This is a genomic window from Halomonas sp. DP4Y7-1, assembly GCF_019800705.1.
In the GTDB taxonomy this organism is placed as follows: domain Bacteria; phylum Pseudomonadota; class Gammaproteobacteria; order Pseudomonadales; family Halomonadaceae; genus Halomonas; species Halomonas litopenaei_A.
The window spans coordinates 1-12,560 of record NZ_JAHVKS010000003.1 but is presented as its reverse complement, the minus strand read 5'-3'; the positions used below and the strand labels follow the sequence as shown (position 1 = coordinate 12,560).

The window sequence follows — 12,560 nt, the reverse complement described above, 5'->3', positions numbered from 1 at the left end:
TAAAGGGAGCGTCTCCCATGAGCCGTAAAGGCATTGTTTTGGCCGGGGGAACGGGCAGCCGGCTGTTTCCCCTGACCCACGGCGTCTCTAAGCAGTTGCTACCGGTTTACGACAAGCCGATGGTGTACTACCCACTGTCGGTGCTGATGCTCGCGGGTATCAGAGAGATCTTGATCATTACCACCCCCGAGGATCTACCGCAGTTCCAGCGGGTGCTGGGTGATGGCAGCGAGCTGGGCCTGCGTCTGGAATACGCCGTTCAGCCTAGCCCCGATGGCCTGGCCCAGGCCTTTCTGATCGGGGAGTCCTTTATCGGTGACGACCCGGTGTGTCTGGTGCTGGGTGACAATATCTTTCACGGTCAGCACTTTACCGGCCAACTTCGCAAGGCCAGCGAACGCACCAGCGGCGCTACCATCTTTGGCTACTACGTCAAAAAGCCCAATCGCTTCGGTGTGGTGGAAATGGACGCCAAGGGGCGTGCGCTTTCTATTGAGGAGAAGCCGGCCACACCTAAGTCCCACTACGCCGTCACCGGGCTCTACTTTTATGACAACGACGTGGTCGAGATCGCCCGAGCGGTGACGCCCAGCGCTCGTGGCGAGCTGGAGATCACCTCGATCAACAACGCCTACCTTGAGCGAGGGGACCTCAGGGTCGAGTCTCTGGGACGGGGCTTCGCCTGGCTGGATACGGGGACCCACGAAAGCCTGCTGGAAGCCGCCCAGTACGTGCAGACCATCGAGCATCGCCAGGGACTGAAGATCGCCTGCCTGGAAGAGATCGCCTGGCGTCAGGGCTGGATCACCTGCAATGACCTGCGTAGGCGAGGGGAGCTGTTGAGCAAGACGTCCTACGGCGAGTATCTGATCGGCCTGCTGCAACCGCATTTGGGAGGACCAGGATGAGGGTAATCGAGACGCCTATCCCAGACCTTCTGGAGATGGCGCCCACCGTGCACGGTGACGCGCGCGGCTTTTTCATGGAAAGCTTCAATCAGCGGGACTTTGAGGCGGCCACTGGCACAACGCCCACCTTTGTTCAGGACAACCATTCCCGCTCACGTCAGGGGGTACTGCGCGGCCTGCACTATCAGGTGCATCAGCCCCAGGGAAAATTGGTGCGGGTTATCCATGGGGAGATCTTGGATGTGGCTGTGGATATCCGGACGGGCTCCGCCACCTTCGGCCACTGGCACAGCGTTCGCCTGAGTGCGGACAACCAGCGCCAGCTATGGGTACCGAAAGGCTTCGCCCATGGTTTTTTGGTGCTGAGCGATGTGGCCGAGGTGCTCTACAAGACCACCGACTACTATGCCCCCGAGCACGAGCGGTCGCTGCGCTGGGACGACCCCCTGCTCGCCATCGACTGGCAGCGCGATAGCTGGCAATGGGGCGACGTGCCGCTGTTGTCCGACAAGGACCGGCAGGCTGGCGACTTTGCCGCGCTCATCAAGATCGGGCCAAGCATTTCCACCTTCAGTGAAAAGACAGACTCATGACCCAATACGTTCAGGATATCGCGGCCGAAGGCGCGAGTCAGGCCCCCGCCCAAGTCCTTATTCCGCAGCTCTCGCTGCAGTCGATGTTCTGGCGGCCCAAGTTCACCAGTGATTCGTCCTGGCAGGTCCACCTGCCGGCCGCCTTCTGGCTGGTGGAGGCCCATCTGCCCCAGCGCGTGGTCGAACTGGGTACCGATGATGGTGCCTCCTGGTTTGCCTGGTGTCAGGCGGTGGAACGCCTGGTGCCCTTCGCCGAGTGTCTGGCGTTCAGCGCCACGGAACCCGCGCTCGAGGTGCTGGAATACACCGAGACCCAGTATCAGGAGTTCGCGGCGATAGAACAGGCCTCGCAGTTACAGGCGCTGGCTGCGGTGGCGGAAGGCAGTGTCGATCTTCTGCATATCGCCCCTGGGGTCGCGCGTTTTGTCGCCCGCGAGTGGGAGCAGTGGAAGGCCCGCCTGTCGTCCCACGGCCTGGTGGTGATCAGCCAGGCCGGGCGCAATCAGCCGGGGGAGGCGCTGTTTCGCGAACTCGCCGAGCAGTACCCGAACTTCCGCTTTGACCAGGGTCAGGGCCTCGGTCTAGTGGCGGTCGGCACCAAGCACAGCGAGACCATCCAGCGACTTTGTCAGTTCAAGGCCAGAGAGCAGAGCACCCGGCTGATTCAGCAGGTGTTTCAGCGCCTGGGGCTGGCCTGCTGTGGTACCAACGGCAGCGGGATAGGCACCGGGGCCGCCAGCAGCGCGCGGCTAAGAGAAGTCGAGCGCTCGGTGGAGACCCTGTGCCAGGAACGAGACCTACTGTTGCAAGAAAAGGCGGCGCTGGAGGCCGATCGCGAGCAGCGCTTCGACGAACTTAGCCAGCTCACCATGCTGATGGAGCAGGCAGAAGCTCAGCGCGACGAGCAGGCGCGGGCAGGCGAAGACAAGCAGCGCGAGTTGGCCAAAATGACATTGCGGCTCGAGCAGATGGCTGCAGAGCTCGCCAAAGCCAATCAGAAAGCCGCCCAGACCGACCACCTGCAGGAGCAATTGATCCGGCTTCAGGTCCAGCAAAAAACCGCCGAGCAAGGTAAGCAGGCGCTTGAAGCGACCAATAGCCGGCTCAAGCAGGAGCTGGAGGCCAAGGACCGAGAGTTCACCGCGCTCAAGGCCCAGGGCAAGGAGCACGACAAGCAGCACCAGTCGCAGCTTGCCCAGGCGCGCCAGCGTGTCACCGAGCTTGAAGAGCGGCTTGCCGGAGCGCAGAGCGACTGCGCTCAAGCCAGGGAGCGCAATCTAAAGCTGGAGAGCGAAAAGCGACTCGTCGAGCGCAGCCATCAAGCGCTGCAGCAGCAGCTCGACGACAGGTTCGAAGAACTGGCGGAACTGACGCGCATGCTGGAAGAGCAGAACGCTGGCTCACCGGAACCCAAGCCTGCCCAGGAGCCTCGTGGCTTTCGTTCGGCGTTCCCGGCGTTTCCTCCGTTGTCGGGCAAGTCTCGCGGTGCCAAGGCGCGTCAGTTGAAGGAGGACCTGAAACTGGTCAAGGCCTCAGGTCTTTTCGACAGCCAGTGGTATCTGGCCCAGAACCCCGATGTCAAGGACAGCGGTATCCCGGCGATCGAGCACTTTGTGCGTTTCGGCGGGCAGGAAGGTCGCTCCCCCAGCGAGCGTTTCGACACTCAGTGGTACTTGAACGAGTACCCGGATGTCGTGGACTCCAATATCAACCCCCTCGTGCACTACCTGAGATTTGGCCGGCAGGAACAGCGACTGCCGATGCCGTCTGCTCAGCAAGGATAATTCATGGAACTCCAACAGCAGATCGAGTTAATCGAGAATTCGTCGCTCTTCGACGAACAGTGGTATCTGGAGACCTACCCGGATGTCGCTAAGGCCGGCATGCCGGCTGCCAAGCACTTCGCCAGGCTTGGCTGGCGCCTAGGGCGCAATCCTTCGCGTCACTTCCATACCCGTGGCTATCGCGATAAGTATCAGGATATCGCGCGCAGCAATGTCAACCCGCTGGTGCACTACCTGCTGCGCGGTGAACAGGAAGGTCGTACGGCGCCCGTGGTGGAAAGGGCACCGGTACTCGAGCTAGCAGACGGCTGGACGGCCGGCTCGCCAGGGCCACAAGGCGCTACACTGCCCGCGCTCCACCTACCAGAAGGCGAGCTGCCCGCTTCCGAGGAAGCCCGGACGGCGCTTCAGCTCGAGCATACCCAGAAGCTTCTGGAGCATTACTTTGTGCGCTGCCAGGAGCTGGAATGGCAGGTCCAGCAGCGCAGCAGGAAGTGAGTTAGCGTCAGGTTGGTACAAGTAGTAGGCGCTGATTCTGCCTATTGCTGCGCCTGTCCCTCTGCCACTTGCGGTTCCTGCTCTCTGCATTTTTCCCGCATTTCCCCCTAAATCCTCATGAAAATAGCGGCCCAGGCGCAAGTCCGGGTCGGGCTCTGCAGCGCCTAGCGCAAGGACTCCCATGAAAGTACTTACCGTATTCGGCACCCGCCCCGAAGCCATCAAGATGGCGCCTCTCGCCCTCAAGCTCGCCGCGGACGAGCGCTTCGACGCCAGGGTCTGTGTGACTGCCCAGCACCGCGAGATGCTCGACCAGGTGTTGGAGTTGTTCGAGCTGGTGCCGGACTACGATTTGAACCTGATGAAGCCCGGACAGGACCTAAACGATATTACCTGCGGCATTCTTCAGGGACTCAAGGATGTGCTGAGCGAGTTCGCGCCTGACATGGTGCTGGTACATGGGGATACCGCGACGACCTTCGCCACTAGCCTCGCCGCCTACTATCAGCAGATTCCGGTGGGGCACGTGGAAGCCGGCCTGCGAACCGGTAATCTCTACTCGCCTTGGCCCGAGGAAGGTAATCGCAAACTTACCGGGGCGCTGGCGGCAAGGCACTTCGCCCCGACCACCACCTCGAGAGACAACCTGCTGCGCGAAGGCGTGGCACCGGAGCATATTCACGTGACCGGCAATACCGTGGTGGATGCGCTGTTCCAGGTGGTGAAGAAGCTGGAAACCGGGCCCCTGGCGCAGACCTACGCGAGCAAGTTCGACTTCCTGGATGATGACAAGCGGCTGGTGCTGGTGACCGGTCACCGTCGCGAGAGCTTTGGCGGCGGATTCGAGCGGATCTGCCAGGCGCTGGCCAAGATTGCGACTCGCCATCCCGACGTGCAGGTCGTCTACCCGGTGCACCTGAACCCCAACGTTCGCGAGCCGGTGAACCGCCTGCTGAAGGGCATCGACAATATCCATCTGATCGAGCCTCAGGACTACCTACCGTTCGTGTACCTGATGAACCGGGCCCACATCATCCTTACCGATTCCGGCGGTATTCAGGAAGAGGCCCCGTCATTGGGCAAGCCGGTACTGGTAATGCGCAACACCACCGAGCGCCCCGAGGCGGTAGCGGCAGGCACCGTCAAGCTGGTGGGCACCGATGTAGAGGTCATCACCAGCGAGATTGCGACTCTGCTTGAAGACGCCGACGCCTATCGGGCGATGAGCTATGCCCACAACCCTTACGGCGATGGCTGGGCCTGCGAGCGCATCATGGACGCGCTGGTCGCCAAGAGCGAGGCGCACGCCTGAAGCACGCATGACGGCTGAACGGCTTCTAGCGACTTTTCCCCTCTTTACCCCCTCTTTACCCCCTATTGACCCACCTATGGCCACCACGCCCGACCTCGCTCGGGTGTTTTTGTGGGCACAAGACTGTTATTAAAGGAACGTCAGAATGGAATTCAATACGATATCAATGATCGGGCTTGGTTACATTGGCCTGCCCACCGCGGCCGTCTTCGCTTCGCGCCGCAAGAAGGTTATCGGTGTCGATATCGACCAGAATGCCGTCGATACCATCAATCGTGGTGAAATTCATATCGTTGAGCCTGAGCTCGATATGGTGGTGCACGCGGCGGTAAACGAAGGCTACCTGCGTGCCACGACCCGGCCTGAACCTGCCGATGCCTTTATGGTGGCGGTGCCGACGCCGTTCTATACCGATGACAAGGGCCAGAACCACCAGGCCGATCTCAAGTACATCAAGGCGGCGAGTCAGTCCATCGCCCGAGTGCTGGAGCCCGGGAACCTGGTGGTGCTGGAGTCGACCAGCCCCGTCGGTGCCACCGAGCAGATGGCTGAGTGGCTGGCGGAGGCGCGCCCGGATCTGACCTTCCCACAGACCCATGGCGAGGCTTCGGACATCCGTATCGCCCACTGCCCGGAGCGGGTGCTGCCAGGTCACGTGGTGCGTGAACTGGTGGAGAATGACCGGGTCATCGGGGGCATGACGCCCAGGTGTGCCGAAGTCGCCTGTGCGCTTTACGAGATCGTAGTGGAAGGGGAGTGCGTGCCCACCACGGCCCGCACCGCCGAGATGGCCAAGCTGACCGAAAACAGCTTCCGCGATGTGAACATCGCCTTTGCCAATGAGCTGTCTACCATTGCCCACGAGCTGGACATCAATGTGTGGGAGCTGATCGCGCTGGCCAACCGCCACCCCCGCGTCAATATCCTCTCGCCCGGTGCCGGCGTGGGTGGCCACTGCATTGCCGTCGACCCCTGGTTTATCGTCGGTGCCTGCCCCGAACAGGCACGGCTGATTCGCACTGCTAGAGAGGTCAACGACAACAAACCCAAGTGGGTCCTGGGTCAGGTAAAGGCCGCACTGGAAAACCTGCACCAGCAGCAGCCAGGCTCGACACGCAGGGACTTGACCGTGGCCTGCTTGGGTATTGCCTTTAAGCCGGACATCGATGACCTGCGCGAAAGCCCCGCCCTGGGGATCGCCGAGGATATCGCCGAGCTTGGCTGTCGCACCATGGTGGTGGAGCCCAATGTGGCGGAACTGCCCAATAGCCTGCGTATCGCCAATGTAGAGCTGGTCAGCCTCGAGGAAGCGGTGACCCAGGCCGACGTGGTCTGCGTGCTGGTCAAGCACAAGCCTTTTGTGCGGCAGAGAGAGGTGCTGCTCCAGAAGGAGCAGGTGATCGACGCCGTCGGACTGCTCGCCTAGGTCTCCGTCGTAGCCCTTCACCCCCATTGCCCCAGCCCTCTGCTACCCCCCTGATCTTTTACATATCGGTACCCCCGCGCCATGGATGAACTGCTCTACCACGCTAGCCAACTTGCTGCACAGCCGGCGACTCCTCTGATCGCGCCCATCAAGGGGCGCGTTGCCTATGTGGTCAGCCACGGGCAAAGCTACGCCAGCAACGGCTATGCCATTCGTACCCAGGGCATCGCCAGGGCCTTGAATGAGCATGGCCTCGAGACCCTTTGCTTTGTTCGCCCTGGTCGTCCCTGGGAGCTGGAAGGCTGGCGGGGTGAGATAGCGCCCGAGACGAATATCGGCGGCGTTCGCTACATTCATAGCGCTTGGCCTGGTAGTGAAACAAACGTCGGAGGGCCAGGAGGCATAGCTGGGGGGGAGCCAGGCGACGAAAAGCAGCACCTGGAAGCCTCGGTGGCTCGGTTTATCGAGCTTTTTCGCGTCTATCGACCTTCGGTCGTGCTGGCGGCGAGCAACTACATCGTCGGCCTACCCGCCTGGATCGCCGCCAGGCGCCTGGGCCTGCCGTTCTACAACGAAGTGCGTGGTTTCTGGGAGCTGTCTCGTGACGCCCGGGAGCCTGGCTACGCTGATAGCGCCGCGGGCAGGAAGGAGGCGACCAGAGACGCCTTCGTCGCCAAGCAGGCCGAGAAGGTCTTTACCCTGAACCAGTCCATGAAGGGCGAGTTGACTAGGCGTGGGGTTTCAAACGAGTGTATCGATATTGTACCTATAGGAGTTGATTTAAATCCAAAGCTCATGCATCCAGATGCCTTCCTTAAGAGAAAATTAGGTATCAAAGAGGATGAAAAAGTGGTTGGTTACTTTGGCACTTTCAACTCGTACGAAGGGCTCGACGATTTGATAGAAGCTTGTGGCCAGTTAGTCGCCCAAGGGATAAGGCTTAAACTATTACTGATAGGTAGTGAGACGTCCTTGGTCAGTGGTAATACTGGGTTAGCAACTATAGGGAACTTTCCTAATTTTTCAGAGTGGTTGATCTCGATTCATAGAGTACCTCATTCAGAAATAATAAAGTATTATTCTGTGCTGGACATTCTAGTAATTCCTAGGAATAACCATCCTGTATGTCGTCTAGTACAGCCAACAAAGTTCTTGGAAGCTGTTTCGCAAAACATCCCAACTTTGCTTCCGGCTTATTGTGAAGATGCAGTTGGGGATTGTCTGGATAGTGTTTTTTTCTACAAAAGTGAATCATTGGCTAGTGCTCTGAGGAAAGTTTTACCTTATACCGAGTGTGGGAAATATAACGATGACAAGTCAGAGATATTGGGAATTGTTCATAAAGTTGTTCCAATAGTTGAGCAAATAATTAAAAGTCCTCTTGAAAAAAGCGAGTTTTTGGCTGAGTATGATTCCATAAGTAAAGAAAAAGTCTGTTCTAAAAAAGAAAAAGAGTTGAGAGCTTACATAGAGGACTTGCGCTCAAGAGGGGAAATAAGCAAAGCTCTTGCTATATCCAAAAAGCTATATCACATAACAGGAAGCTGGTATTCATTTAAGAGTTATATAAAGTCTCTCTTTTATGCCCAGAAGTATAACACGCTTATAGATAGATGTAATAACTATGGAGATATAGGAAAAGAACTTGATGTTTTTAAAGAAAAAAGTAAGGGATATCTCTCGTTATTTGATGAGTACTTTGATTGTTTTTACATCGGTGTGAAAGAAAAGAAAGCTCCTCTTTCAAAAAAATCTATTTATTTTTTACATAGTTCGCTGCCATATTTTTCTGGCGGGTATGCGACTAGAGCACAGGGACTGGCAAGATCACTCCTTGATAGAGGTCTCGACGTTAAAGCATATACTCGTCCGAACTTTCCTTATGACGTCAAGAAGGGTCTGACACAAGAACCTGAATCGGTAAAAGTAGATCGCGTGGTTTATAGTAAAACTTCGTGCAGCGCTGTAAGATTAAAAAACGAAGGAAGTTACATGAGGGAATGTTTAGATGTGTTTAGCGATATCCTTGATAAGGAAAACCCTGGATATGTACATGGACGATCTACTTACCAAATAGCATTTCCTGCTCTTATCGCTGCTAAGAAGAAAAACATCCCTTTCATTTATGAAATTTCTGGTCTATGGGAAGTAGTTCATGAGTCTCGTAGTACAGCACTACAGCGAAAATATGAAACGGAGAAAATGCGGCACCTCGAGACGATGACAGCGAAGAAATCTGATGTGGTTTTTACTTTGACTGAGGCTATGAAAGAAGAGCTAATCTCACGGGGAGTTGAAAGCCATAAAATCGAAATCTTGCCGAACAGTACGAATCCTGATAAGTTTTTACCTCAAAAAAAATCGCGATCTCTTCTAGATGAGTTAGGGATACCTAAAGATACGCCGGTGATTGGTTATATAGGATCTTTCCAAGATTACGAGGGGTTGGATGATTTAATCGATGCATGTAGTTTATTGTTTGAAAGAGATCCTCACATGGATTTTAGGTTACTTCTCGTTGGAGATGGTCCCTATTTTGAAAAAATCTGTCAAAAGGCTAGCGGAAGTAGCATAAGTAAGAAAATATTAATAACAGGAAGAGTTTCACACTCTATAGCAGAAAAATATTATTCTATTGTTGATATAGCACCTTTCCCGAGAAAAGCATGGCCAGTATGTGAAATGGTTTCTCCGATGAAACCTCTTGAAGCATTGGCTATGGAAAAAGCAGTTATTGTTTCAAGTGTGAAGGCTTTATCTGAGATGGTTATTGAGGATGTAACGGGAGTGATTTTTCAGAAAGGTTCAATAGAACATTTATATTTTTCTCTATCGACATTAATAAAAAGTGAAGAGAAGAGAAAATTGCTTGGTCAAAACGCTAGAGATTGGGTGGTAAGCAATAGGAATTGGCAAAAAATTGCTAATACTTTTGAAAGTAAAATAATGAAAGATGTCTATTTTCAATAGGACTGAAGCTGGAGAAGAGAAGTGAATGACCTTCTGTCAAACATTATAGAAATAGAAAATATGGACGTGTTTTCATCGTCCTATAAGGGGGATGGAAGATATAATATCTATAAACATAATACTAAAATAGAAACTCTTATCCAGAACACGTCTTTGAGAAACCCAGACAGGATTTTTGTTCTTTTCTCTGGAGCGCGCGATCCCAATCGACACCCCTTGCCTAAGTTTGACAGATGGAAATGGCGTGAAAAGTTCCCTGGGATAGTAGTAAATATTTCAGATCCTTCATTGTATTTTAATAATAAAAGGTTAAGAATAGGTTGGTACTTTGGGGATCGAAAAAATAATTTCTCGAGTTTAATAGCTGAGGTCGTTTTAGAACTGGCTGCATTTTTTGAAGTAGATGCTTCGAATATTATTTTTTACGGTTCGTCCGCTGGTGGTTTTGCTGCGATAACGATCTCATCATTGATTGAAGGGGCTACGGCTGTAGCAATTAATCCCCAGGTAGTGCTAAAAAATTACCCTGAGGCTTTCTATAATAAGTTTTTGTCAGCTTCTCTCGGAGTTGAGAGTGATACGGAATTGCATCATGACGAAAAAGAGAGAATGGATGCTGCGATTCAGTTTTCGACAGGAAAAAACAATAAATGTTTGTTAGTGCAAAATATTAAAGATTATTCTCACCTAGAAAGTCATTATTCTCATTTCTGTGATGTCAATGGGGGGGAGTTACTTGGAGGAGAAAGCGAAAACGGTCGAATTTATACATGGCTATATTCAGCTGAAAATGGTCATGGCCCGGAGCCAATGTCCATGGTTGAGGAAATAGTAAATAAAAGCGTAGAAATTTCTAGGACTCCGACAAAAAAAACACTACAAAGGGCTTGGAGGGAAGAAAACGAGTACTCAATATTAAAAAAATCCTTTTTTGTAACAAAAAAAAATGTATCAGTCGCGTCCTGGCTGAAAGATAATTATAATTTAGAAGAATGCCGAGGTTTTCTTTTCTATTATTCTGAAGGCCTCCGGTACTATTTATGTAAAAGCGCAGAAGTTGACTTGATTATCATAGGAGTCGCTACACACATAGATAAACCAGAGATGAATGAGTCAGATGTGGCAGACTTTCTACAAGTAAGCTGGAAGAAGGGGAAAACACAGTTCTATGAAGCTCTAGACTTCTTGGCAGGGTCTTTTGTCGTATTGGTCTTTGATTCCAGCAATATTTCGTATGCTTTTACAGATGCGTGTGGTACATATGGGATTTTTTATAGCGATAAAAACTCGAAATTTTGTGTCTCTTCTCACGCATATTTGGTTTCTAAAGTAATAGGAACTATTACTTCGGACTTTCAAAGATATTGGATTAACCACCCTGTTTTTTCAGCTGGAGGTAAGTATTACCCAGGTAATCTTACGGAATTTAATTCTGTTTTTCAATTAACGCCAAATACGTATTTATCTTCCTTTGAAAGAAACCCAATAAGGTACTTTCCTAGAAATAAATTAGTTGCAGATGAGTCTGTAGAAAGTACTTTGAATTTCATAAAGCATGCGATTGAAAACCAGTTGTTGAATTTTTCATCGAGATACAAACTAACCATGTCTATTTCTGGTGGCTTAGACTCTAGAGTTAGTCTTTCAGCTAGCAGACGTTTTAAAGATAAAATAACGTATTTTACGTATTCAATTAGAGGAAATAGGTATCTAAAAAGAGACTTGGAAATTGCACGAGAGTTATCGAATGTTTTTGGTTTGAAACACTCGGAGATAAAAGTAAAAGCTGGAGATAAAGTATCTTCTCAACTGTATCAACAGCTTGAAATAAATTCTCCAGGTAACACGGCTAATGCCGATTTAATTCAATCTTACATAAATTTTTTTGGATGTGATGAAGATAGGGTTCACATAAGAAGCAACTTAATGGAGATTGCGCGCGGTTATTACCTTTCTAACATAGCGAATCATAAAAATGCATATACCTCTAGAAAAATTTCATCACTTTTTAGATCTGGCTCTCGCGATGAATTAACGCCTGTATTCGATTCTTTCTTGAGAGACATACAGTTCCATAAAACAGCGGGAAAAGGGTACCATTATAGCGATCTTTTCTATTGGGAGCATCGTATGGGGGTTTTTGTTGCTAATGTTGCAAAAAGAGAAAGGCCTATTCATGAAACAGTTATGCTTTTTAATAATAGGAAGATACTTAATGCAGCTCTTAGTATCTCTATGGAAGATAGGGTTTCGGCAAAACTTTTTTATGATTTAGTGGAAGGCTTTTGGCCAGAAACCTTAGATGTTGCGTTGAGCAGTGGATCCAAATGGTATACGCATTTGAGACGATCTGTTTTCGAAAATTAAGTCACCTCTACAGCCTCTACATTGACGTGGGTCATGACGAATAATCTGAGGCTAAAGAGAGCATGAAGCGTGTGGTGTTTGAATATTTTTAACGAGACTACAATCAGTATCGCTGGCGAAATACAATCGAGAAGATGGCTCCGGAGTACTTCGAGGCCAAATGTGATCTATTAGCTCGATCTCTACAAGTTATGAAAAAAAATGTAATGCCCCCCCTGGTTTCTGCACACCCTACGCCGCTAACGCCGGGTGTGCTCGGGGTGCCACATAGCCTAGAGACTGATGTGGCCGCTCTTCGTTGTAGTACCGGATCCAGCGGCTGATTACCGCTCGGGCCTGGCCCAGCGACTCGAACCGGTGCTGCCAGATGCATTCTTCCTTCAGGGACCGGAAGAAGCGCTCAACCAGGCCGTTTTGCTCCGGGGTGTAGGGCGTCGTGAATTCCTGTGTGAGCCCGTAGGCCTTCACTGTCGCCGTATAGTGCCGACTGCTGAAGACGAGGCCGTTGTCAGAGCGAAGGGCCAGCGGTTGATGAATCCGACCCAGTGCGCCGAATCGATGTACCAGAGCCTCTTCCAGCGCGGCTTCAGCCGTCTTGCTGCTGCCGTTGTCCGACAATCGCCAACCAAGGATCTCTCGGGTGCAACAGTCGATGATCACCGCCAGGCTGGCCCGCCGATCCTTACCGCACCACACATGGGT

The 12,560-nt window shown here is 52.2% G+C and carries 9 protein-coding genes; 8 read left to right on the top strand and 1 reads right to left on the bottom strand.

Annotated elements, in window-relative coordinates:
- Positions 1–17 precede the first annotated feature (17 nt).
- The 8 genes from rfbA to KUV72_RS06405 all read left to right on the top strand — a co-directional run bounded on the left by rfbA (position 18) and on the right by KUV72_RS06405 (position 11,858).
- Complete coding sequence (gene rfbA, locus KUV72_RS06440) at positions 18–908, top strand: glucose-1-phosphate thymidylyltransferase RfbA (RefSeq protein WP_222237821.1); 891 nt, start codon at positions 18–20, stop codon at positions 906–908.
- Positions 905–1,501 (top strand): dTDP-4-dehydrorhamnose 3,5-epimerase, encoded by a 597-nt coding sequence (rfbC, locus tag KUV72_RS06435; RefSeq protein WP_222237820.1) that lies wholly within the window; start codon positions 905–907, stop codon positions 1,499–1,501. Before rfbA ends, rfbC begins: the two co-directional genes overlap by 4 nt.
- Complete coding sequence (locus tag KUV72_RS06430) at positions 1,498–3,285, top strand: class I SAM-dependent methyltransferase (protein ID WP_222237819.1); 1,788 nt, start codon at positions 1,498–1,500, stop codon at positions 3,283–3,285. Before rfbC ends, KUV72_RS06430 begins: the two co-directional genes overlap by 4 nt.
- 3 nt (positions 3,286–3,288) lie before the next feature.
- Positions 3,289–3,783: a hypothetical protein gene (locus tag KUV72_RS06425; protein ID WP_222237818.1), complete on the top strand. Its 495-nt coding sequence runs from the start codon at positions 3,289–3,291 to the stop codon at positions 3,781–3,783.
- 181 nt (positions 3,784–3,964) lie between these two features.
- The gene (wecB, locus tag KUV72_RS06420; RefSeq protein ID WP_222237817.1) at positions 3,965–5,095 is read left to right on the top strand and encodes a non-hydrolyzing UDP-N-acetylglucosamine 2-epimerase; all 1,131 of its coding nucleotides are present in this window, start codon (positions 3,965–3,967) and stop codon (positions 5,093–5,095) included.
- A 145-nt stretch (positions 5,096–5,240) separates the two neighbouring features.
- Complete coding sequence (gene wecC, locus KUV72_RS06415; RefSeq protein ID WP_222237816.1) at positions 5,241–6,521, top strand: UDP-N-acetyl-D-mannosamine dehydrogenase; 1,281 nt, start codon at positions 5,241–5,243, stop codon at positions 6,519–6,521.
- 81 nt (positions 6,522–6,602) lie between these two features.
- A complete protein-coding gene (locus KUV72_RS06410) occupies positions 6,603–9,491 on the top strand; it encodes a glycosyltransferase (RefSeq protein ID WP_222237815.1) in 2,889 nt (962 codons plus the stop codon).
- Between the two features lie 21 nt (positions 9,492–9,512).
- The gene (locus KUV72_RS06405) at positions 9,513–11,858 is read left to right on the top strand and encodes a hypothetical protein (RefSeq protein WP_222237814.1); all 2,346 of its coding nucleotides are present in this window, start codon (positions 9,513–9,515) and stop codon (positions 11,856–11,858) included.
- A gap of 231 nt (positions 11,859–12,089) precedes the next feature.
- Here the strand turns inward: KUV72_RS06405 and KUV72_RS06400 are convergent.
- The coding region (locus tag KUV72_RS06400) for an integrase core domain-containing protein (RefSeq protein ID WP_222237813.1) at positions 12,090–12,560 on the bottom strand (471 nt) is incomplete at its 5' end.

Coding starts and splice junctions, on each gene's coding strand:
- KUV72_RS06425 (WP_222237818.1), top strand. CDS start 3,289: ATGGAACTCCAACAGCAGATCGAGTTAATCGAGAATTCGTCGCTCTTC.
- KUV72_RS06430 (WP_222237819.1), top strand. CDS start 1,498: ATGACCCAATACGTTCAGGATATCGCGGCCGAAGGCGCGAGTCAGGCC.
- rfbC (WP_222237820.1), top strand. CDS start 905: ATGAGGGTAATCGAGACGCCTATCCCAGACCTTCTGGAGATGGCGCCC.
- KUV72_RS06410 (WP_222237815.1), top strand. CDS start 6,603: ATGGATGAACTGCTCTACCACGCTAGCCAACTTGCTGCACAGCCGGCG.
- wecC (WP_222237816.1), top strand. CDS start 5,241: ATGGAATTCAATACGATATCAATGATCGGGCTTGGTTACATTGGCCTG.
- wecB (WP_222237817.1), top strand. CDS start 3,965: ATGAAAGTACTTACCGTATTCGGCACCCGCCCCGAAGCCATCAAGATG.
- rfbA (WP_222237821.1), top strand. CDS start 18: ATGAGCCGTAAAGGCATTGTTTTGGCCGGGGGAACGGGCAGCCGGCTG.